Origin of the sequence: Streptomyces xantholiticus, assembly GCF_014651015.1 — a bacterium.
Taxonomy (GTDB): domain Bacteria; phylum Actinomycetota; class Actinomycetes; order Streptomycetales; family Streptomycetaceae; genus Streptomyces; species Streptomyces xantholiticus.
Genome location: NZ_BMWB01000001.1, coordinates 86447 through 107279, shown reverse-complemented (window position 1 = coordinate 107279; position 20833 = coordinate 86447). Strand labels below are relative to the sequence as shown.

At 71.5% G+C, this 20833-nt stretch carries 16 protein-coding genes; 13 read left to right on the top strand and 3 right to left on the bottom strand.

Going from position 1 to position 20833, the window contains the following annotated elements; genetic code table 11:
* The 5 genes from IE198_RS00530 (at position 1) to IE198_RS00510 (ending at position 6525) form a co-directional block, all read left to right on the top strand.
* Positions 1–3699: a hypothetical protein gene (locus IE198_RS00530; protein ID WP_189881492.1), complete on the top strand. Its 3699-nt coding sequence runs from the start codon at positions 1–3 to the stop codon at positions 3697–3699.
* A gap of 113 nt (positions 3700–3812) precedes the next feature.
* Positions 3813–5396, top strand: a complete 1584-nt coding sequence (locus tag IE198_RS00525; RefSeq protein WP_189881491.1) for a phage tail sheath family protein — start codon at positions 3813–3815, stop codon at positions 5394–5396.
* A 40-nt stretch (positions 5397–5436) separates the two neighbouring features.
* On the top strand, positions 5437–5880 hold the full coding sequence (locus IE198_RS00520; protein WP_100110404.1) for a phage tail protein: 444 nt from the start codon (positions 5437–5439) through the stop codon (positions 5878–5880).
* A gap of 121 nt (positions 5881–6001) precedes the next feature.
* Positions 6002–6373, top strand: a complete 372-nt coding sequence (locus tag IE198_RS00515; RefSeq protein WP_229833720.1) for a hypothetical protein — start codon at positions 6002–6004, stop codon at positions 6371–6373.
* Entirely contained in the window at positions 6370–6525 is a 156-nt protein-coding gene (locus IE198_RS00510) for a DUF6760 family protein (RefSeq protein WP_189881489.1), read from the top strand. Before IE198_RS00515 ends, IE198_RS00510 begins: the two co-directional genes overlap by 4 nt.
* Before the next feature lie 660 nt (positions 6526–7185).
* Here IE198_RS00510 and IE198_RS00505 read toward each other — a convergent pair.
* Positions 7186–7536: a hypothetical protein gene (locus tag IE198_RS00505; RefSeq protein ID WP_189881488.1), complete on the bottom strand. Its 351-nt coding sequence runs from the start codon at positions 7534–7536 to the stop codon at positions 7186–7188.
* 1606 nt (positions 7537–9142) lie between these two features.
* On the opposite strand from IE198_RS00505, the gene IE198_RS00500 reads away from it, so the two are divergent.
* The 8 genes from IE198_RS00500 to IE198_RS00465 all read left to right on the top strand — a co-directional run bounded on the left by IE198_RS00500 (position 9143) and on the right by IE198_RS00465 (position 17175).
* Positions 9143–9583, top strand: a complete 441-nt coding sequence (locus IE198_RS00500; RefSeq protein WP_189881487.1) for a phage tail protein — start codon at positions 9143–9145, stop codon at positions 9581–9583.
* Positions 9584–9588: 5 nt separating this feature from the next.
* On the top strand, positions 9589–10371 hold the full coding sequence (locus tag IE198_RS00495) for a CIS tube protein (RefSeq protein ID WP_189881486.1): 783 nt from the start codon (positions 9589–9591) through the stop codon (positions 10369–10371).
* Positions 10361–12214 (top strand): VgrG-related protein, encoded by a 1854-nt coding sequence (locus IE198_RS00490; protein ID WP_189881484.1) that lies wholly within the window; start codon positions 10361–10363, stop codon positions 12212–12214. The genes IE198_RS00495 and IE198_RS00490 overlap by 11 nt, the downstream gene beginning before the upstream one ends.
* A 55-nt stretch (positions 12215–12269) precedes the next feature.
* Positions 12270–12551: a PAAR domain-containing protein gene (locus IE198_RS00485; RefSeq protein WP_189881482.1), complete on the top strand. Its 282-nt coding sequence runs from the start codon at positions 12270–12272 to the stop codon at positions 12549–12551.
* Positions 12552–12556: 5 nt separating this feature from the next.
* On the top strand, positions 12557–12982 hold the full coding sequence (locus tag IE198_RS00480; RefSeq protein WP_189881480.1) for a GPW/gp25 family protein: 426 nt from the start codon (positions 12557–12559) through the stop codon (positions 12980–12982).
* Positions 12979–14919, top strand: coding sequence for a putative baseplate assembly protein (locus IE198_RS00475; protein ID WP_189881478.1), 1941 nt, complete (start codon positions 12979–12981; stop codon positions 14917–14919). Before IE198_RS00480 ends, IE198_RS00475 begins: the two co-directional genes overlap by 4 nt.
* 18 nt (positions 14920–14937) lie before the next feature.
* The gene (locus IE198_RS00470) at positions 14938–15456 is read left to right on the top strand and encodes a phage tail protein (RefSeq protein WP_229833658.1); all 519 of its coding nucleotides are present in this window, start codon (positions 14938–14940) and stop codon (positions 15454–15456) included.
* Positions 15457–15624: 168 nt separating this feature from the next.
* The gene (locus IE198_RS00465; RefSeq protein WP_189881476.1) at positions 15625–17175 is read left to right on the top strand and encodes a BTAD domain-containing putative transcriptional regulator; all 1551 of its coding nucleotides are present in this window, start codon (positions 15625–15627) and stop codon (positions 17173–17175) included.
* A gap of 11 nt (positions 17176–17186) precedes the next feature.
* On the opposite strand, the gene IE198_RS00460 is transcribed toward IE198_RS00465, so the two are convergent.
* Both IE198_RS00460 and IE198_RS00455 read right to left on the bottom strand, forming a co-directional pair.
* Positions 17187–17972 carry a discoidin domain-containing protein gene (locus IE198_RS00460; protein WP_189881475.1) on the bottom strand — a complete coding sequence of 262 codons (786 nt, stop codon included), beginning with the start codon at positions 17970–17972 and terminating at the stop codon, positions 17187–17189.
* 625 nt (positions 17973–18597) lie between these two features.
* Positions 18598–20568: an ATP-binding cassette domain-containing protein gene (locus IE198_RS00455; protein ID WP_189882717.1), complete on the bottom strand. Its 1971-nt coding sequence runs from the start codon at positions 20566–20568 to the stop codon at positions 18598–18600.
* Positions 20569–20833 lie beyond the last annotated feature (265 nt).

Sequence of the window (20833 nt, the reverse complement as noted above, 5' to 3'; positions counted from 1 at the left end):
GTGAAGGCCACAGCGGACCGGGCCGCCGGGGACGAACCCGCACGGGAGACCAAGGCGTCGCCGCGCCGGGCTCCGGACGGCGGCCCGGGCGCGGCCACACGGCCCCGGGTACTGGACCCACGAGCGGTGCAGCGCCTGCAGGCCCGTGCGGGGAACGCCGCCGTGGCCCGCCTCGTGGCGAAACCGAAGCCGGCACCCGTACAGCGGCTGGACTCCGGCTCGGCGCTGCCGGTCGCCCCCACAGGCCTCACCCCGGAGACGGACCCGCGCTTCCAGAAGGTCGCCGGTGACATCCGGGCCAAGAAGAACGCCCTGGCGGCCCATCCGAGCACCTCGTCCCAGGTGAAGGCGGCGAAAGACGCGGCGAAGCCGCCCGGTGACGACAAGGAGGCGCAGGCCAAGGCCGCACAGGCCGGCGAGATGGGCGCGGCGAAGCCCGGCTCCTTCGACAAGGAGGCCTTCATCGCCGCCGTGTCCGCCGCGATCGCGGCGAAGGCACCCAAGTCCCTCGACGAGGCGGACAAGTTCACCCGTTCCGGGAAGACCGACGAGATCAAGTCCCAGGTCTCCGGCCAGGTGAAGGCGGGCAAGGAGGGTTCCGCCAAGGACATCACCGAGAAGACCGCCAAGGCCCCCGACGAGTCGAAGGCCGTCGAGAAGCCGGTCACCCCGCTGCCGGGACAGCCCGCACCGCCCACGCTCGCGCCCCCGGACCCCAAGGCGGCCGCGGTGGCGAAGGCCCCGCCCGAGCAGACCGACCTGAGTACGGGGCCCGAGGAGACCGACGCCATGATGGCGGAGGCCAAGGTCACCCCGGAGCAGCTGGCGCACTCCAACGAGCCGCAGTTCAAGGAGGCGCTGGACGCGAAGAAGGCGACCGACGCGCACGCGGCGACGGCGCCCGCCCGGTTCCGGGCGGCGGAGGCGGCGCGGGTGGCCGCCGAGCAGGGCGGCGCGGCCGCCGCCGGCCCGGCCGGCGTCCAGGCGATGACGGCGGCGAGGGCGGGTGCCGCGCAGCAGGTCGCGGCAGGACAGGGCGCCACGCAGTCCAAGGAGGAACAGGAGCGGGCGCGCGTCGCGGCGGAGATCAGGGGGATCTTCGACACGACGAAGAAGGAGGTCGAGGGCATCCTCGGCGCCCTCGACACCGAAGTCGAGACGGCGTTCGACAACGGGCAGAAGGCCGCGAAAGCGGCCTTCGACGCCGACCACCAGACCAAGATGAAGGCCTGGAAGGACGAGCGTTACTCCGGCATCACGGGCGCGGCCCGCTGGCTCGCCGACGCGGTGCTGGACCCGCCGCCGCGCGCCAACCAGATCTTCGCCGAAGCGCGATTGGTCTACGAGCGCGAGATGCGGTCGGTCATCTCGAACATCGCGGACCTGATCGGCAAGCGGCTGGCCGACGCCTCGAACGCGATCGCGCGAGGCAAGCAGAAGATCGCCGACAAGGTCGCCCAACAGCCCAAGAACATCAGGCAGTTCGCGCAGCAGGCGGCGAACGACATCGGCGGGGAGTTCGAGCAGCTCGAGTCCTCGGTCTCTGAGAAGTCCCAGAGCCTGGTGCAGGACCTGGCGGACAAGTACGTCGCGGCGCGCGGCGAGCTCGACGAGGAGATCAAGAAGCTTCAGGAGGAGAACAAGGGCCTGCTGAGCAGGGCGAAGGACGCGATCGCGGAGACCGCCGCGACCCTCATGAAGCTCAAGGACATGCTCCTCGGCGTCCTGGCCCGGGCCGCCGGCGCCATCGACAAGATCATCTCCAACCCGATCGGATTCCTCGGCAACCTCGTCAACGCGGTCAAGGCAGGCGTGACGGGATTCGCCGCGCGGATCGGTGAACACCTCAAGAACGGCCTCAAGCAGTGGCTGTTCGGCCAGCTCTCGGCGGGTGGCATCGAGATCCCGGAAACCTTCGACGCCAAGGGCATCCTCAAGCTGATCCTCTCCATCCTCGGCCTCACCTGGGCCAGCATCCGCACCCGCATCGTGGCCCGGATCGGCGAGCGCGCGATGGGGGCGCTGGAGACCGGCTTCGAGATCGTCAAGGTCCTCGTGACGGAGGGCGTCGGCGGCCTGTGGAAGTGGATCGTCGAGAAGCTGTCCGACCTCAAGGACACGGTCATCGGCGCGATCAAGGACTTCGTGACGGAGAAGATCGTCACGGCGGGCATCACGTGGATCGTCTCCCTGCTGAACCCGGCGTCGGCGTTCGTGCGGGCCTGCAAGGCGATCTACGACGTGGTGATGTTCTTCGTGAACCGCGCGGCGCAGATCAAGAGCTTCGTCGACTCGGTCCTCGACTCGGTCGAAGGCATCGCACGGGGCGGTGGCGGAGGCGTCCCGGCCCTGATCGAGCAGAGCCTGGCCAAGGCGGTCCCGGTGGTCCTGGACTTCCTGGCCAGCCTGCTGGGCCTGGGCGGCATCTCGGCGAAGATCAAGGAGATCCTGCAGAAGGTCCAGGCGCCGGTGATGAAGGCGGTCGACTGGGTCATCGACAAGATCGTCACCGCGGGCAAGAAGGTCCTCAGCAAGCTCAAGGCGAAGGTCCAGGGCGGCGACGACTCCCCGGAGGGGAAGCAGGCGCGGTTGGACAGGGGCATGGCTGCTGCTCTGCGCACGGTCAACGCGCTACCGGGCAGGGACATCCCGCAGTCCATCATGACGCCCGTGCTGGCGGGCATCCGCATGCGCTACGGCCTCGCATCCCTCGTCGCGATCAAGGACGGCGACTTCTGGGCGATCGAGGGCAAGGTCAATCCCGACAAGCGGGAACGCACCAACAAGGGCAGCAAAGGCAATGCGGTCATCATCGAAGCGGCGCGTAACGACATGGTCGCGAAGGGGATCCAGGCGACCTCCCTTCAGACGCTGCGCGGGAAGGCGATGGAGGTCAAGACCCTCCACAATCTGGACCACGCCCTGGTCAAGAAGGAACACCCCAGGTACTGGATTGAGCTGAAGAAGGGCACCAGCCTGAGGAATCTGGATTTCCATGGTGTCCTCGCCCATCAGGGAACCGCCGGCGCAACGGCGGCACCGGCCCCGGGGGCGTCTCTGTCCCCGCGACTCACCGACCGGGGCGGCCAGAGCATCGCCGTGCACGCCCAGGCTTCGATCGTTTTCACGACAGACATAGAGCCCCGCCACCTGCCGCGGCCCATCCTGGTGAACGGGGAGACCAGGCCGGAGGCCGCCGCCGAGCACGGCGGAACCGGCTTCGAGTTCGGCCCCGACGCCTCACGGACGGTGTCGGCGGGTCGAGGCGAGTACACCAAGAACGAGGTGCTGCTGCGCTCTTGGAACATCGGCGAGGGGCAGAAGGACAATCACGCCTCGCACGCCGAGGGCCAGGTTGTGAGCTGGCTCGAGGGCGTCGCCAAGGCGGGCGGGCCCGTGGTCAAATCCCTCCACTTGCGGGTGAGCGGAAGGTTCGAGCCGTGCCGGCGCTGCTCCGAGGTCATGCGGGACATGCTGGCAGAACTGCGGCGGAAGCAAGGCCGACCCATCGCCTCCACCCTGGACTACGGCGATGTGCGGAACCCGTACCAGTCGGGCGAGAAGGGTAATATCTCGGGCTTCTCCGACGGCTCTGCCGGGGAGAGGGAGCGTGCCGACGCCCATCGGGAATGGGGTACCCGAGTCGTGCCCGCCGGCGTCCTTGCCGAGGACACGCAGATCACCATCCGGTTCGACTGACTGCCCGAAGGGGCACCCCGGGATTCCCCCAGGGCCGTACGGCAGGTCATGACCTTGAACGGGCACACGGCGCACGCTTGGGGCGACCGTTACGTCCCAGGGGAGGGCCCAGGATGCCGTCGTACCTGTCACCAGGCGTCTACGTCGAAGAGGTCGAGGCCGGCTCGCGCCCGATCGAAGGCGTCGGGACCGCCGTGGCCGCCTTCGTCGGGCTGGCGGCCGAGGGGCCGTACAACACGCCGACCCTGGTGACCAACTGGAGTCAGTTCACCTCCACCTTCGGCGACTTCGTGGAGGGGTCGTTCCTGGCCCATGCCGTCTACGCCTATTTCCTCAACGGGGGCGGGACCTGTTACGTCGTACGGATCGGCGGGGACGGCGAGCTTCCCGCCCAGGAGTCGCGGCCCGCGGCCGCCGCGGGGAAACGCGGGAAAGCCGGGTCGCTGCCCGCGGGGCCACGCAGCGCGCTCGGCGGGTTTCAGGCCGCCGCCCTGGAGGGGACGGGCGAGGGGATCGCTGTCGAGGTGGCGGATGCCAAGGGGGAGTCGTCCGGCGAGGACGCCTTCACCCTGAACGTGAAGCGCGGGGACCGGGTCGAGGAGACCTGGGAGGTCTCCGCCAAGCGGAGTCACCGCAACTACGTGGTGACGGTGGTACGCGACAAGTCGCGGCTGATCACCGTGGAGGACTCGGGTCCGGCGCAGGTGCTGGGCCGGCCCGAGAACCAGACGGTGGGTCTCGCTCCGGCTCCCGCGCCCGCCGTCCCGCCCGCCGTCCCGGCGGTCCTCAGCCCGTCCGACTACGTCGGCAGCGCCGACGAACGCACCGGCTTCGGCGGGCTGGAGACCATCGACGAGATCACGATGCTGGCCGTGCCGGACCTGATGAGCGCCTACCAGCAGGGCGCGCTGGACGCCGAGGGCGTCAAGGCCGTGCAGCTGGCGATGATCGCGCACTGTGAGCTGATGGGGAACCGCATGGCGATCCTCGACCCGGTGCCGGACCTCTCGCCTCAGCGGGTCAAGGACTGGCGGATGACGGGCGCCGGGTACGACTCGAAGTATGCGGCCCTCTACTACCCGTGGGTGAAGGTGGCCGACCCCACGGCCCCGAACCAGACGAAGTTCGTGCCGCCGAGCGGAGCCATGGCGGGCGTTTGGGCCAGGAACGACGAGAGCCGCGGCGTGCACAAGGCTCCCGCCAACGAGGTCGTGCGGGGAGCCGTGGACCTGGCGGTCCATCTGACCAAGGCCGAGCAGGATCTGCTCAATCCGATCGGTGTGAACTGCATCCGCAGCTTCCCGGGACGCGGAATCCGGGTGTGGGGGGCACGGACGCTGTCGTCCGACCCGGCCTGGCGCTACCTCAACGTCAGGCGGCTGTTCAACTACATCGAGGAGTCGATCCTCATCGGCACCCAGTGGGTCGTCTTCGAACCCAACGACGACGCCCTGTGGGCCCGTATCCGGCGGACCATCTCGGCCTTCCTGGTCAACGAGTGGCGCAAGGGCGCCCTGTTCGGGCTGACGCCCGACGAGGCGTTCTACGTGAAGTGCGACCGCGAGACGAACCCGGCCGAGGGGATCGACGCCGGTCAGGTGGTCTGCGAGATCGGGATCGCGCCCGTGAAACCGGCCGAGTTCGTGATCTTCCGGCTGGCCCAGTTCTCGGGCGGCACCAGCCTCGTCAATGAGTAGAGCAGCCAAGCAGAGCACGAGCAGGTAAGGGGCGGATGGCATGGCACTGCCGGACATGGACACCTCGGTCGGTCACTCCTTCGGGCTGGAGATCGACGGGGTCGTCATCAAGCAGATCAACGAGGTGACGGGTCTGAAGATGGAGCAGGACGTCATCGAGCTGAAGCAGAACACGGCGGACGGCAAGTACGTCATCAAGAAGCTGCCCGGCCGGCCGAAGGCGGGCGAGGTCACGCTCACGCGCGGTCTGACCGCGGACAACAACTTCGAGAAATGGATCAAGGACGCCCGGTTCGGGAAGATGGGCACGGCCCGCAAAGGCGGCGCGATCATCGTCTTCGACTACGAAGGCCAGGCGATCAAGCGCTACACCCTGGTGAACGCCTGGCCCAAGAGCCTGGAGATCAGCTCGCTGAAGGCGGGCGACACCAGTGTCCTGACCGAGAAGCTCGTCATCACGTACGAGCAGATGGACGTGGCGTGATCGCCTGATGCGACGGAAGATTGTGCCGACGGCCGTCGTCGGGGAGAAGGACGGGACGGGGACCGGAACCGTCGATGCGGTCGGGACGGTCGAGGCCCGGGCCGAGGGCGGAGCCGACTCCATGCGGACCGAGTTCACCTTCGAACTGCCCCGCGGATACGTCGACGGGGCGGGCAATGTGCACCGCAGTGGGGTGATGCGGCTCGCCACCGCCCGCGACGAGCTCGTACCGCTGCGGGACGACCGGGTGCGTGAGAACCCGGCGTATCTGTCGGTCGTACTGCTCGGACGGGTGGTGGAGCGGATCGGACCGGTGACGGACATTCACACGGGGGTCATCGAGGACCTGTTCGCCTCCGATCTGGCGTTCCTGCAGGACTTCTACCGGAGGATCAACGCCGAGGGGCATACACGGGCGCAGGTGACGTGCCCTTCGTGTGACACGGCCTTCGCGGTCGACCTCGCGGGTGGTGGGCGCCTGGGGGAATCGTGACGTACGCGACGGAGCAGCTCTACGACGAAGTCGCGTACATCGCCTACCACTTCCACTGGCCCATGGATGCGATCCTCGAACTGGAACACCCCGAGCGGCGCCGCTACGTCGACCAGATCGCCCGGCTGAACCGGCTGGCCGGGGGGCGGTGAGCGGTGGTGTTCGACGCGCTGCGGAGCTGGTTGCGGGGCAGCGCCCCCGCGGCCGGCCCGGGGCCGGACACGGCGCGGGCCGCCGTGCCACCTCCCGAGGCCGATGGCGGCTGGCGTGACCTCGCGGTGCAGCGGCTCACGTTCGGGCCGCCGGAGCTGGTGAGCGACCCGCAGGGATTCGGCGGCTCGCTGGCCTCCTGGCGCAACCCGTCGCTGCAGCGCCGATTGGGCCACGCGGTGAGCGCGGATGCGCCGTCGGGGGTCGTCGGCGGAGTGCTGGAGCCCACGCCGCGTCCCGCGCCCGTGCAGAGGTGGGAGTCGTCGGCAGAACAGGTGCCGCCGCGTGGGCGGCCTGTGGGACAGGCGGCCGGCGATGAGGGGGCTGCGGCCACCCGGCCGGTCGAGTCGGTCCGGCCGGTCGAGTCGGTGGGGGCGGCCCCCTCGGTCGACGAGTCTGCTCCTGGGATCGTCACGGCGGCGGTCGCCCCCGTGACGCCGGTGGCTCCTGTGGTGGTTCCGCTCGCGCCGCAGCAGTCGCTGACCCTGGCCCGGGCCACGGAGTTGCCGCTGCGGACGCTTTCGGTCAGGGCGTTGCCGGCGGCGGCGCCCTCGGTGACGGCGCCGCGCGAGGCGGTGCCGGTACAGCGGGTGGAAGAGGGATCACAGTCCGACCCGGGACCCGAGCCGGTCGCGCCTTCCGTGGACGCGGAGCACCCCCTGGTGGGGGAACGACCCGCCGTCGAGGCCGGGCCCGCAGACGCGCTCGCTCCGGTCGCGCCGGTTGCGGTGCAGCGGGCGCATGACATGGGCCCTCTCGTGGGAGAGGAGCGGTCGTTGCCGGCGGAGCATCCAGTCCTGCCGATCATCGTTCCAGCTCTCCCGGGCACCCCGCGGAGCGCGCAGCGCCGGCACGCCGTCCCGGAAGGACCTTCGGCTGAGCCGGAACGGGCTCCAGATCCTGGGCAGCACCTGCAGCGGGTGGCTGATGGCCCACTGCCTGACCCACGGCATGACCCCCTGTGCGAGGAGCGGCAGAGCACGCCCTCGCCTTCCCTGGACCCGCTGGATTGCCTGGATGAGAAGCCTGAGCCCCGGCCGGAGTTCCGGACGGCCGAAGAGACGACTGCCGATGAGATGGGGCGGGCGGAGGAGCGGCCCTTGATCGGGCACGAGCCGATGGCCTCCGTGGACGCACCGGCCCGGGCGGCCACCGAAGCTCCGGCGCCCCCGCCGCTGTCCACGAACCTGCCGATGGAACCGCACGTGCGCCATGAGGTGCCTGCTGTACAGCGCTTGGAGGAGGAGGTCCCGGCCAGGGTGGCCGAACCATCGGCCCAGCGTCCGCTGGTGGGAGAGCAGCCGCTCAACCCGGCAGGCGCTCCACCACCGGAGACGGCGGAACACGCTCCGGTCCGGCGCGTCGGACTGGGGGCTCCGCTGCCGTCCGCGCCGGGACACCTACCCGTCCAGCGCCAGGAGCCGCAGCCTCCAGCCCCACCAGGATCCGCCCCCGCACCCCGGCGGCCAGGTCTGGGTGCTCCGCTGCCCGCCGTACCCGTACCCGTACCCGCACACGTATCGGCACCGCCTCCGGCCCCGGAGGCGGCGGCCCCGGAGGCGGCGGCCCCGGAGGCGGCGATGGCCGTGTCCGTCGTACCGGAGGCGCTGTCCGCGGTCGCGCAGGAACCGCTCGCGGTACCCGTGCCCGTCCAACGGCAGGAGGAGCCGCTGACGGTCGTACGGGCAACCCCGCTTCAGCGGGCCGCGGACGAGATAACCCTGGCACCGCAGCCGGGGCCGGGACCGGAGCCCATGGCCGGGCTCGTGGGGGAGCGCGGACTTGAGCCGCAGTCCGCATCCATGCCCGTGACTCGGACCGACGCCCCGACCCCGGAACCCGCGCCGCCCGCGGCCGTGCCGGTGACCTGGATGCCCTCGCCCGCCTCTCCCGTGCCCGTGCAGCGATCCGTTCAGGCGGAGCCGGCAGGGCCGAGGCACGCCGGGACGGCGGCCGTACCGCCTTTGGCCGTACCCCCCTCTGCCGTGCCGGTGTCGTGGGCGTCCCCGCCCGCTGCTCCCGTACGGCGACCGGAGCCGGTGGTCCCTGGCCCCGTCGTGTCCGCGGCCGTACCGTCCTGGGTACCGCCGCCCGTAGCTGCGCCTCTGCCCATGCAGCGATCCGCGGCTCCCGACTCACCTGGGCCGGTGCTCCGGGGACCCGGGCCCGTACCCGCGCCCGCGTCCGCACAGCAATCCGCGCTGCCAGGGCCGCAGCCAGGGCCGACCGCACCGGTGTCCTGGGCGCTCCCGCACGCTCCGGTGCAGCGAGCACCCGAGTGGGCACCGGAATCAGCACCGGCACCGGCACCTGAGCCGCCCCCGCCGCCACAACAACCCCCTGCCCAGGCGCAGCAACAGGCCGCCGTTCCAGCCGCGCCCGCAGCTTCCGCCGGCGGTGAGTCCACCGACGAGCTGGTCCGGCGGCTCGTCGGGCCCCTCGGCCGACTGCTCCGCGCCGAACTGCGGCTCGATCGGGAGCGGGCCGGTGTACGACTCGACCCCCGGCATTGAAGTCGCTGAAGTCACTGAAGGTCACTGAAAGCCCTGAAGGGAAGCCATGGCTCGGAACCAGCAGCCGGACCCCGCCGTGAGCGTGTGCTTCACGGTCGAGATCGACAACATCAACCTGGGGGCGTTCAACAGCTGTGAAGGCCTCGGCTGCGAAGTCGTCATGGAGCAACGCGAGGAAGGCGGCAACAACGGATACGTCTGGCAGCTGCCCTCCCGGATCAAGTACTCCAACATCAAGCTGAGCCGGCCCGTCACCAAGGACACCGAGAAGGTCACCGCCTGGCTGTCCGGCATGATCAACGGCGTTGACCGGAAGACCGCGCACATCAGCGCGATGACCGTCGAGGGCACGGTCGTGGCCCGCTGGAGCCTGATGGACGTGGTCCCCGTGCGCTGGACCGGGCCGTCCCTCAGCCCGGAGAACGTCAAGGTGGCCACCGAGACTCTTGAGATCGCCCACCACGGCTTCATCCACGGGGGGAGTTGAGGCACATGGGCACCCAGCCTGTCGCGTTCGTCGCCTCCGCCGCCCCGCCCGGCCCCGCCGATCCGAAGGGGAGCGGTGGCTCCCGCCCCAAGCTCGAACGGGCCTATCTGGAGCTGCGTCAGCCCCCGGCCGACGGCGGGACGACAACCCCCGGCCCGCGCATGGGGCAGATCGACTTCCAGTTCAACCCGAAGGAACTCACCCTCGCCAAGACCGCCAAGTGGGAGCGGAAGACCGCCAAGGGCGCCAAAAAGGCCGGGCCCGCGGAGTTCAAGGGCGCGGGGCCGTCCAAGCTCACCCTTGAGATGTTCTTCGACGCCACGGGCAAGCAGGACGGCAGCGTGGTGTCTGCCGTCGAGTCGCTGCTGTCCTGCTGTGTGCCCACCGACCAGACCCACCAGAAGCAGCAGGGTGTGCCACCCTGGGTGATCTTCCACTGGGGCGGGCTCACCGGTTTCGTCGGGTACGTCAGCCAAGTGCAGGCCAAGTACAGCCTCTTCACGCCCGGCGGCCTGCCCATCCGGGCCACCTGTCAGGTGACCCTGGAGGAGATCAGCGGGCCTGTGCCGGGGCAGAACCCCACCTCGGGCGCGCTCGCCACCCGCCGGGTGCACCGGGCGGTCTCCGGGGACACGCTCGCGCTGCTGGCCTGGCGGGAGTACGGAGACCCGGCCGCATGGCGGGACATCGCCGAGGCCAACGGCATCGACGATCCCATGCGCCTGGCGCCCGGGACGGAACTGCTGCTGCCCGCCGCTGAGGAGATCGGGGCCCCGCATGGCCGGTGAGAGCTTCGCCAACACCCTGGCCGTCGAGGTGAACGGACAGCCGCTGCCCGCACCCGTCGCCGAACTGATCGTCTCCGCCTACATCGACGACTCCACCCAGCTGCCCGATCTGTTCGTCGTCCGCTTCCGCGACCCCCACCACTTGGTACTGCCCAGGACGGGCATCACCATCGGTACGCCGATGAAGCTGTACGCCCGCGCCGGGGACGACCCACAGCGCCAACTCCTGGTGTCGGGCGAGGTCACGGCCGTGGAGATCGACCTCGACTCCACCGGCACCTTCACCGTGGTCCGCGGGCTCGACCACGCACACCGGTTCTTCCGCGGCCGCCGCGTCACCGGGTACCGGCAGATGACGGCCTCGGACATCGCCGTGCAGGTGGCCAAGCGGGCAGGGCTGCCCATCGGCAGGGTCGACTCCACGACCACGGTGTACGAGCATCTGGCCCAGCCCGGCATCACGGACTGGGAGTTCCTGCACCGGCTCGCGGATCTCGCGGGCACCGAAGTCGCCGTCGTCGACGGGAAGTTCACGTTCCGGGATCCGGCGAGGGCCGAGGCGGCGCCCGCGACCTCCACCCGGCCGCAGGCCAGCCCCTACGTGCTCGAGTTCGGGCGGAACCTGCTGCGCTGCCATGCCGCGGTCACCGCCGCGGACCAGGTCCAGCAGGTCGAGGTGCGCGGCTGGGACGTGCAGGCGAAGGCGGCCGTCGTCGGCCGGGCTCCCGCCGACCGCAGCGAACGGCTCCAGCTCGGGCTCACCCCGGGTCAGGCCGCCGACCCCTTCGGCAAGGCGGTCTTCCTGGCCACGGACACCCCGCACGGCACCCAGGCCGAGGCCGACCAGGCCGCGAAGGCGCTCGCCGCGGACCTCGCCGCCTCGTTCGCGGAGCTCGACGCGGTCGCCATGGGCATCCCGCAGTTGCGCGCCGGGACAGCCGTCACCCTCGCAGGCGTCGGGACGCCCTTCGAGGGGAAGTACACGATCTCCGGCAGTCGGCACGTCTTCGACCCCGACACCGGCTACCAGACGTGGATCACGGTCGGCGGCCGCTCCAACCGCTCGCTGTACGGGCTCGCCTCGGGCGGGGGCGGCGGACTCTCCCAGGACCGCATCGGCGGGCTCGTCAACGCGACGGTGACCGACACCCGGGATCCCGAGGGGCGGGGCCGGGTGAAGCTGGCCTTCCCCTGGTTGGACGGGGACTACGTCAGCGACTGGGCCAGGACCGCGGACCTCGGCGGCAAGGGCGGCGGAGGCATCTTCGGTCCGGAGGTCGGCGACGAAGTGCTGGTCGGCTTCGAACAGGGCCGGGTGGACCATCCCTATGTCCTCGGCGGGCTCTACAACGGCCAGGACAAGCCCTCCGAGCACGACTGCGCGCTCGTCGACTCCACGAGCGGGGCGACCAACCGCCGTTCGCTGCTGACCCGTTCCGGCAACCGGCTGGAGTTGCTGGACGCCGCCAACGGGCCCAAAGGCGTACGCCTGGCCACCGGCGACGGCAAACTCACCCTGCACCTCGACCAGAAGGCCACCTCCGTCACCGTGCACAGTGACGGCAAGGTCGAGATCACCGCCAAGGAGAAGGTCACCGTCAAGGCAGAGCAGGGCATCAGCATGGACGCCGGCACCGGAAAGCTCGAACTGTCCGGTCAGTCGGTCCAGGTCAAGGCCCAGACCGGGGTCGACCTCGACGGCGGCGCGGGCGCGGTGAAGCTCCGAACCAGCGGCCAGGTCGACGTCAAGGGCACCACCGTCGCGGTCAACGGTCAGGCCGCCACCGAGATCAAGGGTGGGGCCAGCTGCTCGATCAGCGCCGCCCTCGTACGTATCAACTAGCCGTACCACCAACCATGTCGCCAACCGTATCAACCAGCCTGAGGAGTCCTACGAGATGCCGCCTGCCGCACGCGTCGGTGACCCCACCGGGCACCCTGGGGTGATCGGGCCGCCCGGAGTGCCCACCGTGCTCATCGCGGGGATGCCCGCGGCCGTCGTCTCGACCCCTCACATCTGCTCGTTCCCGCCCCCGGCCGTGCACCCTCCGTCCGCGATCGCCCCGCCCGGCTGCCCCACCGTTCTCATCGGCGGCATGCCGGCCGCGCGCGTGGGTGACCTGGCCGCGTGCGGGGCGCCGATCGTCATGGGCGCGGTCACCGTGCTGATCGGGGGCTGAGGACGGTGGGAGAGCAGTTCATCGGTTCCGGCTGGGCCTTTCCGGTACGGACGGACGCGACCGGGGCCGTGGCCCTGGTCGGCGGGGACCGGGAGATCGAGGAGAGCATGCGGCTGATCCTCGGCACCGCGCCCGGCGAGCGGCCCATGCGCCCGGAGTTCGGGTGCGCGATCCACGACCATGTCTTCGCGCCGGCAGACGCGGCCACCGCCGCACACCTCGCGTACGAGGTGCGACTGTCGCTGGAACGCTGGGAGCCGCGGATCGAGCTGGTCGACGTCAGCGTCACCTTCGACGCGCAGGACGAGGGCACCCTCTACATCGACATCCGGTACGCGCCCAGGGGCACGAACGACCCCCGGAACCTGGTGTTTCCGTTCTATGTGATTCCCACACACGAGAACGGCTCCACGGAGGCAGGTGACCGGTGAGCCTGCCCGAGCCCAATCTCGACGACCGGCGCTTTCAGGACCTCGTCGACGAGGCGAAGCGGATGCTGCAGCAGCGCTGCCCCGAGTGGAGCGACCACAACGTGTCCGACCCGGGCGTCACGCTGATCGAGGCCTTCGCGCACATGACCGATCAGCTGATCTACCGGCTGAACCGGGTACCGGCCAAGAACCACGTGGCGTTCCTCGACCTGATCGGGCTCACCCTGCACCCGCCCACGGCCGCCCGCACCGACGTCACGTTCTGGCTCTCGGCGCCGCAGGACCAGACCGTCCATGTGCGGGAGGGGACCGAAGTCGCCACGCATCGCACCGAGACCGAGGAGGCCGTGGTCTTCTCGACGGTCCGCGAACTGGCCGTCGTCCCCGTGGAGTTGACCTCCCTTGCCGTCGTCACCGGAGAACCGGGCGCCGTGGCCGCCGACCAAGGGCCCGACCTGGCCGGCGGCCACGGGGTGCCCTGCTTCTCCGCCGTGCCGCGCCCCGGCGACGCCGTGCTCTTCGGCCTCTCGCGGGCCGCGCCCTCCTGCGTGGTGGCGCTGCGGCTGGACTTCCCGGTGGCCGGCCACGGCATCGACCCCGAACACCCGCCGCTGGCCTGGGAGGCATGGACGGCCGAGGGCTGGATCCGCTGCGAGGTCGACCGCGACGGTACGGGCGGCTTCAACCGGCCGGGCGACGTACTGCTCCAGCTGCCTGCCGGTCACCTGTCCTCCGTGGAGGCCCGGCAGCGGGCGGCCTGGCTGCGGTGCGTGGTGCAGGCCCCCGTCGAGGGGCAGCGTACGTACTCCGCGACCCCGCAGCTGCTGTCCGCCGAAGCGTTCACCATCGGCGGGACCGCCCCGGCCGTTCACGCCGAACGGGCCGACGAGGAGCTCCTCGGGGTTTCTGAAGGCGTGCCCGCCCAGACGTTCACGCTCGACCGTGCTCCCGTGGTGGCGGGCGGCCCGCCCTTCGTCGTGGAGACCGCGGCCCCCGGCGACCACTGGACGGAGTGGACCGAGGTCGGGCACTTCGGAGAATCCGGGCCGCTGGACCGCCACATCCGATTGGACCGGAGCACCGGTGAGGTGAGCTTCGGCCCGGCGGTACGGCAGGCCGACGGCACCCTCCGCCAGTACGGGGCCGTTCCCGCCAAGGGCGTTCCGGTGCGGATCCGCTCGTATCTCGCGGGCGGCGGACGGCGCGGCAACGTGGCGCGCCGCGCCCTCGCCGTGCTGCGCAGCTCGATCCCGTACATCGCACGGGTGGAAAACCGGCGGGCGGCGAGCGGCGGGGTCGACGGCGAGGACGTGGCGAACGCCCGGCTGCGCGGTGAGTTGGCGCTGCGCACCCGGGAGCGGGCCGTAACGGCCGACGACTACGAGTACCTGACCAGGCAGGCGGCTCCGGAGATCGCACGGGTGCGGTGCGTGGACGCGGGCGCGGGCGGGGTACGGGTGCTGCTGGTCCCGGCCGCGGAGGACGACGGCGAAGGACGCCTGGAGTTCGGGCGGATGGCCTGCCCGGAGCAGCTTCTGACCCGGGTCGCGGCGCATCTGGACGCGCGGCGCATGCTGGGCGCACGGCTGGTCGTCGAGCCGCCGTACTACCAGGGCGTGACGGTGGTCGCGGTGCTCCAGGCGGCGCCGGGCATCCCGGCCACCCGGGTGCAGCGGGCCGCACTCGCCGCTCTGTACCGCCGTCTGAACCCGCTCACGGGCGGGCCGAGTGGGAACGGCTGGCCGTTCGGGCGGGCCGTGCACAGCGGGGAGGCCTTCGCCGTTCTCCAGCAGGTCGCCGGGGTGGAGGCGGTGGAGAGCGTACGGCTGTTCCCTGCGGACCTTCAGACCCGCCGGCGGGGCGAACCGACGGAGCGGATCACGTTGGACGCGGGCTCGCTGGTCTTCAGCTACGACCACCAGGTGCGGGTGGTGTGAGACAAGTGGAGGTGACCGGTGGCGACTGAGCGCCGGATCGTGCCGGGGCTGCCGACCAGGCATCCGCTGGGAGCCCAACTGCCGGGCGTGTACGCGGACGACGACCTCGTCCAGCGGCTCACGGATGCACTCGACGAGGTGCTGGCACCCGTGCTGGGCGTGCTCGACAGCCTTCCCGCGTACTTCGACCCACGCCTGGCCCCCGACGACTTCCTGGCGCTGCTCGCGGCATGGGTGGGCGCGGAGGGCGAGGTGCGCGGAGCGGTGCCCGGGCACGCCTCCCGGGGCACCGCGAAGGGCCTTGGGGATCAGATCCGCCGGGTCTTCGGGGTCACCCCGGAGATCGAGGAGAGCGGCGGCACGGTGGCGTCGGCGACCGCGCTGACCCCGCTCCCGGGTGCGCCGCAGCCGCACCTGACCGTGCGGTTGCGGGTTCCCGACGCGGAGGCGGTGGACGAGGCGGCCGTGTCGGCGCTCGTGGCCCGCAACCGGCCGGTGCACCTGCCGTTCACCGTCGAGGTGATCGGGGAGCCGTAGCCGGCTGCGCCCTGTCGCCCGGGCGGCGGTCCCGAATGACCAGCGACGCACGGAACGCCCAGGGAAGCACTCATGTTGCACCCCCACGCCCATATGGGGTAATCAGTTACTCCGCCGGTGCGGAGAGTGAGCACCATCCTTGACCTCCTGTCGGGGGAGGAGGCCTTTATGCACAAAACAGTGTGCCAGCGGCTGGTGCCGGGGCTCGCTCGGGGAACGGCACCGCTGACGCTGCTCGTCGCTCCTGCCGGGTACGGCAAGACCACCCTGCTCACTCGGGCCGCGGACGTCTTCCCCGGGAAGGTGCTGCACTGGCGGCCGTGCCGTGACACTCTCGGGGTGCCTTCGCTGCTCGCCAGTCTGGGAAGGCAGTTGGAGCTGTCCGACCCGGTGTCCGTGGAGTCCGTCCTGCTGGCGGTCGAGCGCCGTGCGGATCCCGTCCTGCTGCTCGTCGACGGGGTCCACCATGTGCACGGCAGCCCGGCCGAGGCGTTACTGGAGGAACTGGCCGTGCTGGCGCCGCGGAACCTGCGGCTGATCCTGGCCGGCCGTCGGATGCCCGCGCTGAACCTCACCCGGCTGGAACTTGCCGATACGGCCGTACTGCGCGCCCGTGAACTGCGGCTGCCCGAAGGCGAGATCGCCTCCGTCTTCCCGGACGCCCCGGAGCTCACCCGGGAGCTCGCCGAACTCACCCGGGGCTGGCCCGGTCTGCTCAGACTCAGCAGGCCGGCGGTGCTTGCGGGCCGCGACCCGCTGGAGTCCGCCGCCCTGCGCACCTATCTGGACCGGGAAGTGCTGGAGGCACTGCCGCCCCGGCTCGTGCGTCTGATGGAACGGGGACCCGATGACCCCGGCAGCCACGACGGGACCGATGCGCCGGAACTCGCCGAGGAGTACGGCCTTGAGACCGACGTGCCACTGCTGCGGGCGCACCTGGCCCGGCACTGCGCACGGCCGGCCCGGCACACGGGCACCCCGCACCCTCCCGGTGCACAGACGTCCGCGTCGCTGTTCCTGCGCTGCTTCCAGCGGTACGAGGCCACCCTGGCGGGGCGGCCGCTGGACTGGAGCCGCACCCGGCCGCGCGTACGGGCGCTGGCCCGGCTGCTGTCCGTCCACGCAGGACGGCCAATCCACCGGGAGGAACTGATGGCCGCCCTGTGGCCGGAGAGCCCGGCCCATACGGCCGGACGCGGACTGCAGGTCGCGGTCTCGGCTCTGCGGACCGTCCTGGAACCGGGCACCGGACGGGGGAGGGCCCAGGTGCTGGTGCGATCGGGCGAGGCGTACATGCTGGTGCTGGACCCCGGAGGCAGCTGCGACGTACAGGCCTTCGAGGCCGCGGCCGGGGAGGGCCTGCGGGCGGCCGCGCGCGGGGAGGCGGACCGGGCGGCGGGGGCGCTGGGGCGGGCCCTGCGGCTCTACACCGGGGAGTTGCTGCCGGAGGACGGCCCGGCGGAGTGGGTGGTGCCGATCCGTGAGCGGTACCGCAACCAGGCGGTGCGGGCGGCCCATGCGCTGGCCGAGGTGGAACTCGGCCGGAACCGGGCGGCGGCTGCGGTGGCGGCCGCCGCGCACGCGCTGTCCGTGGACCCGTTCCAGGACGCGGTGTGGCGGTTGCTGATCGCGGCCCACCGGCAGGCCGGTGACCCGGTGGCGGCCCGGCACGCGGAGCGCCGGCACGCGCAGATGCTGGACACTCTGGGCGTCGTCTAACGGCAGCCGGCTCAGCGCCGTCTGAAGAACTCGACCTCGGCCAAGGCGAGATGGCGGCCGGCCCCGCCCCCGTACGCGTCCTGGACCGTGAGCCGGACGCGAACGGCATCGCTGACGGCGAGGTGGAAGCGCTGCCCTCCCGGCACGTCGGCCAGCCGGACGTCCCTGACGGTCGTCCCGCCGTCCTTCGAGGTGACGGTCACCAGCAGACTGCGGGGCCGCGCCTGGGTGAGGAACTTCTCGGCCACAGGGGAGCTGCCGGGATGGACGACGAGATCGAGCAGGCGAACGGGTTCGGCGAACGTCGCCTCCAGATACTCCCCTTCGGCGGCTCCGGGCTGCGCAGGTGTCCAGTACTTGTCCGTGGTCCCGTCCACGGCGAGGGCGGCCGGGTGCTGTTTCCCGGCACTCGATGCCGTCACCTTCACCGCATGCAGCTGCTCGGTCTTGGACATCCGGTCCCTCACTGCTTCCAGCGCGCGGCCGGCCTCGTCGCGGAAGGCGTACCCCACCGCGACGAGGACGCACAGGACCAGTAGCGGCAGGACGAACCGCGGCCGCCGCCACCGCCGGCGCGGTGGCCGCTCCCCGGCGACGGGCTTCGGCCTGGGGCGGCGGGTGAACAGCCGCCGCCACCAGGGCGGGCGGGGTACGACAGGCGCGTCCGCGAGGGAGGCACCGCAGCGTCGGCAGTAGCGTCTCGTCGGCACGTTTCCGCTGCCGCACTGGCCGCAGATGAGGTCGCCGGCCTGGGGCGGTGGTTCGGCGGCGTCCCCGTGCCGTGCCGGCGGCGGCACCTGACGGCCGGGCTCCTCGACCTGGGGCTGTACGGCGCGGAGGGGTGGGGCGGTGGGCTTCGGCGGGACGGTCGGCCCGCTCGACCGGGCTGCGGGTTCCTCCCGAGGCGTGGCGGTCGCGGGCCCTGTCGGAGTCGGGACTGCGCCGTCCGGCTCTGCCGCGGCTGCCGGGGCGTTCGGCTGGGCCCACTCGAGGAAGGCCCCGCAGGCGCCGCAGAACTGCTCGCCGGGATCACACCGATTCCCGCAGGCTGCGCAATTGACCACGGACCCCTCACCCCTTCCGCAACCATGCTGCGCCAGGCGGCGCCTGACGCACACGCCTGCAAGGGCAACCACCGAAGCGCCCGCCGCTGCCCTTTCGGGCGCCGTGCTGCGATGTGGGCCGGGCCGAGGCCCGTGGGGGAGGTGCGACGACGCCGTCGGCGTAGGCCGCTTCGAGGGCGGCCTCGGGTCGGAGGCGTGGCGTGGCACCCGGCGGAAGGCGGCCTCGACGGCCGTGGCGCGATCCCTCCGGCTGCCGGGAGTTGGTCGGTCAGCCGGTTCCGCAGCAGGTGAGGAGTACCGGTCCGCGTCGGTGTGGTGGGGCCGGGTGGCGGCCCTGGGGTCCGCTCGGTGGGCGGTCTCATGAGAGGTCCGGGACGGGCGGGGCGCTGGGGTGCGGAAGTTTGGTGGCGGGGGTGTGCTGCGCGTACTGGGCGGCTTGTGTGCGGAACATGGCCGCGTAGCGCCCCCGGGCGGCGATCAGTTCGTCGTGGCTGCCGTGCTCGGTGAGGCGGCCCTGGTTGAGGACGTAGATGGTGTCCGCGTGGCGGACGCCGGACATGCGGTGGGTGACCAGGACGACGGCCCGGTGCGGGCCGGCGAGCCGGCGGATGCTGTCGAAGGCGGCGATCTCGGCTTCGGGGTCGAGGGCGGAGGTGGGCTCGTCGACGATCAGCACACTGTCCGCCGGGCAGGTGGCGGTGCGCCAGTGCGTCCGCGCGAGTCCGATCTTCTGCCACTCTCCGCCGGACAGTTCCGACGCCCCGCGGAACATCCGGGCCAGCAGGGTCCGCAGCCCATGAGGCAGCTTCGCGATGACGGAAGACCCGCCGGCGTAGTCCACCGACGGACGCAGGTCGTCCTGGTCCGCCTCTCGGTCGGGCCGGCCGATGCGGATGTTGAGGGCGGCCGTCACCGGCCAGCGCTCGAAGTCCTGGGTCAGGAGGGAGACGCGGTCGAACACCTGGGTGCGGTCCAGGCCGGACAACTCGGCCTCGCCCCAGCGCACCGTTCCGCTCTGCGGCAGCAACAGGCCGGCGAGGACCTTCATCAGCGTGCTCTTGCCCGAGCCGTTCTCGCCCACCACGGCGGTCACCGACCCCATGGGAAGTGTGAGTGAGACCCCGTCCAGCGCCGGAGCGTCTCGGTCCGGGTAGTGGTAGGTGACCTTGTCGAGGACGACCCGGTCGACCCGCGCCGGCAACTGTTCCCCGCCCGCGGGGATGGCCCGTCGAGCGGCCTCCGTCAGGAACCGGTCGTGGTCCTGGACGTACAAGGACTCCTCGTGCAGGTCGTTGACGTTCATGACCAGCGCGCCGAGGCTCGCCGAGCCGGACCGTACGGCGATCACCGCGGTGCCGGCCACGGCGAGACTCATGTGCCCGGCCGTGATCAGCCACAGCATCACCCCGTATGTGCAGGCCATCGCCACGCCTGACGCGGCGGCCGCCACGAGTTCGGTGAGCGCCTTGCCGTTGGCGAGCCGCTTCTGCTCGGCCTCGGCGCTCTCGGCCATGCCCCGGTACTTCTCCAGGAGGAACGGGCCGACCGCATGGATCCGCACCTCCTGGGCGGCGCTGCGCTCGGTCAGCAGGTTGCCGATCAAGCGGCTGGCGCGCACATGCTCGACCCACGTCATCACCGACACGTAGCGCTCCTGCGCCACCCGCATCGCTCCCCAGCCGCGCGGCGCCGCGATCAGGAGCAGCATGGGCAGAAGCGCGGGGTGCAGGACGGTGAGGACGCCGGCGGTGGCGATCAGGGAGATGGTGCCGTTCAGCGCGGCGACACAAGCGCTGATCATGCGCCGGGCGGAGGCGGCACCGTACTGGGCGACGTCGATCAGCCTGCGGAACTCCGGGTCCTCGATGGCCTCGAGCTCCACCACGGTGGCCGCGGCCAGATACTCGGTCGTGGCGATCCTCTCCACCAAGGGCTCGAGGCGTCCGGCCCGGGAGGTGGACCAGCATGCGAGACCGGCGTTCACCACGGCGACGGCCGCGGCGGCGATGAGGGCGGGAAGAGCGCTGTGCAACCGGTCGAGGGGCGTGCCGTCGCCGAGCACAGCGTGCATCACCGCGTTGACCGCGAGGAGGGTGACGGCTGCCGCGATGCCCTGACCGATCTCGCTCACGCCGACCGCCAGCAGCGCCGGACGGTCGGCGGCCCAGGCCCTGCGTAACGTGCCTCCGACCAGCCGGGGCATGGCGCGAATGGCGGAAAGCATCGTCAGATCCAGGCGGGCGCGCTCGTGCTCGGCCCAGGCCATGTCATAGCGCAGCGGCCCGCCGAACAGTTCTTGCTCGGCCGCGGAAACGGTCGGCTCGTCCATCCGCACCCGGCGCAGGTACCTTTTCACGTTCCCCCTCCTTGGGACGACGACCCGAAGGGCACGGCGTTCCTGCCCCGCGAGGTGCTGTGGGCCTCGATTTCCCGGTCCTGGTCGGACGGTCACCCCGTGCCCGTGCTCAACGGGCCGAGACACTTCTACCCTCTCTGCGAGTCGCGAGGCACCCGGAACAGCGTCCGCCGCGGCTGCCGCGCAGGCCGCCCCGGCCTCGCACGGTGAGCAGGTCGGCGTGCAGTCGGGGGAAAGG

Coding starts and splice junctions, on each gene's coding strand:
- IE198_RS00485 (WP_189881482.1), top strand. CDS start 12,270: ATGCCGCCTGCCGCACGCGTCGGTGACCCCACCGGGCACCCTGGGGTG.
- IE198_RS00525 (WP_189881491.1), top strand. CDS start 3,813: ATGCCGTCGTACCTGTCACCAGGCGTCTACGTCGAAGAGGTCGAGGCC.
- IE198_RS00455 (WP_189882717.1), bottom strand. CDS start 20,568: ATGGACGAGCCGACCGTTTCCGCGGCCGAGCAAGAACTGTTCGGCGGG.
- IE198_RS00515 (WP_229833720.1), top strand. CDS start 6,002: ATGCGGACCGAGTTCACCTTCGAACTGCCCCGCGGATACGTCGACGGG.
- IE198_RS00465 (WP_189881476.1), top strand. CDS start 15,625: ATGCACAAAACAGTGTGCCAGCGGCTGGTGCCGGGGCTCGCTCGGGGA.
- IE198_RS00505 (WP_189881488.1), bottom strand. CDS start 7,536: ATGCCGTGGGTCAGGCAGTGGGCCATCAGCCACCCGCTGCAGGTGCTG.
- IE198_RS00520 (WP_100110404.1), top strand. CDS start 5,437: ATGGCACTGCCGGACATGGACACCTCGGTCGGTCACTCCTTCGGGCTG.
- IE198_RS00490 (WP_189881484.1), top strand. CDS start 10,361: ATGGCCGGTGAGAGCTTCGCCAACACCCTGGCCGTCGAGGTGAACGGA.
- IE198_RS00500 (WP_189881487.1), top strand. CDS start 9,143: ATGGCTCGGAACCAGCAGCCGGACCCCGCCGTGAGCGTGTGCTTCACG.
- IE198_RS00495 (WP_189881486.1), top strand. CDS start 9,589: ATGGGCACCCAGCCTGTCGCGTTCGTCGCCTCCGCCGCCCCGCCCGGC.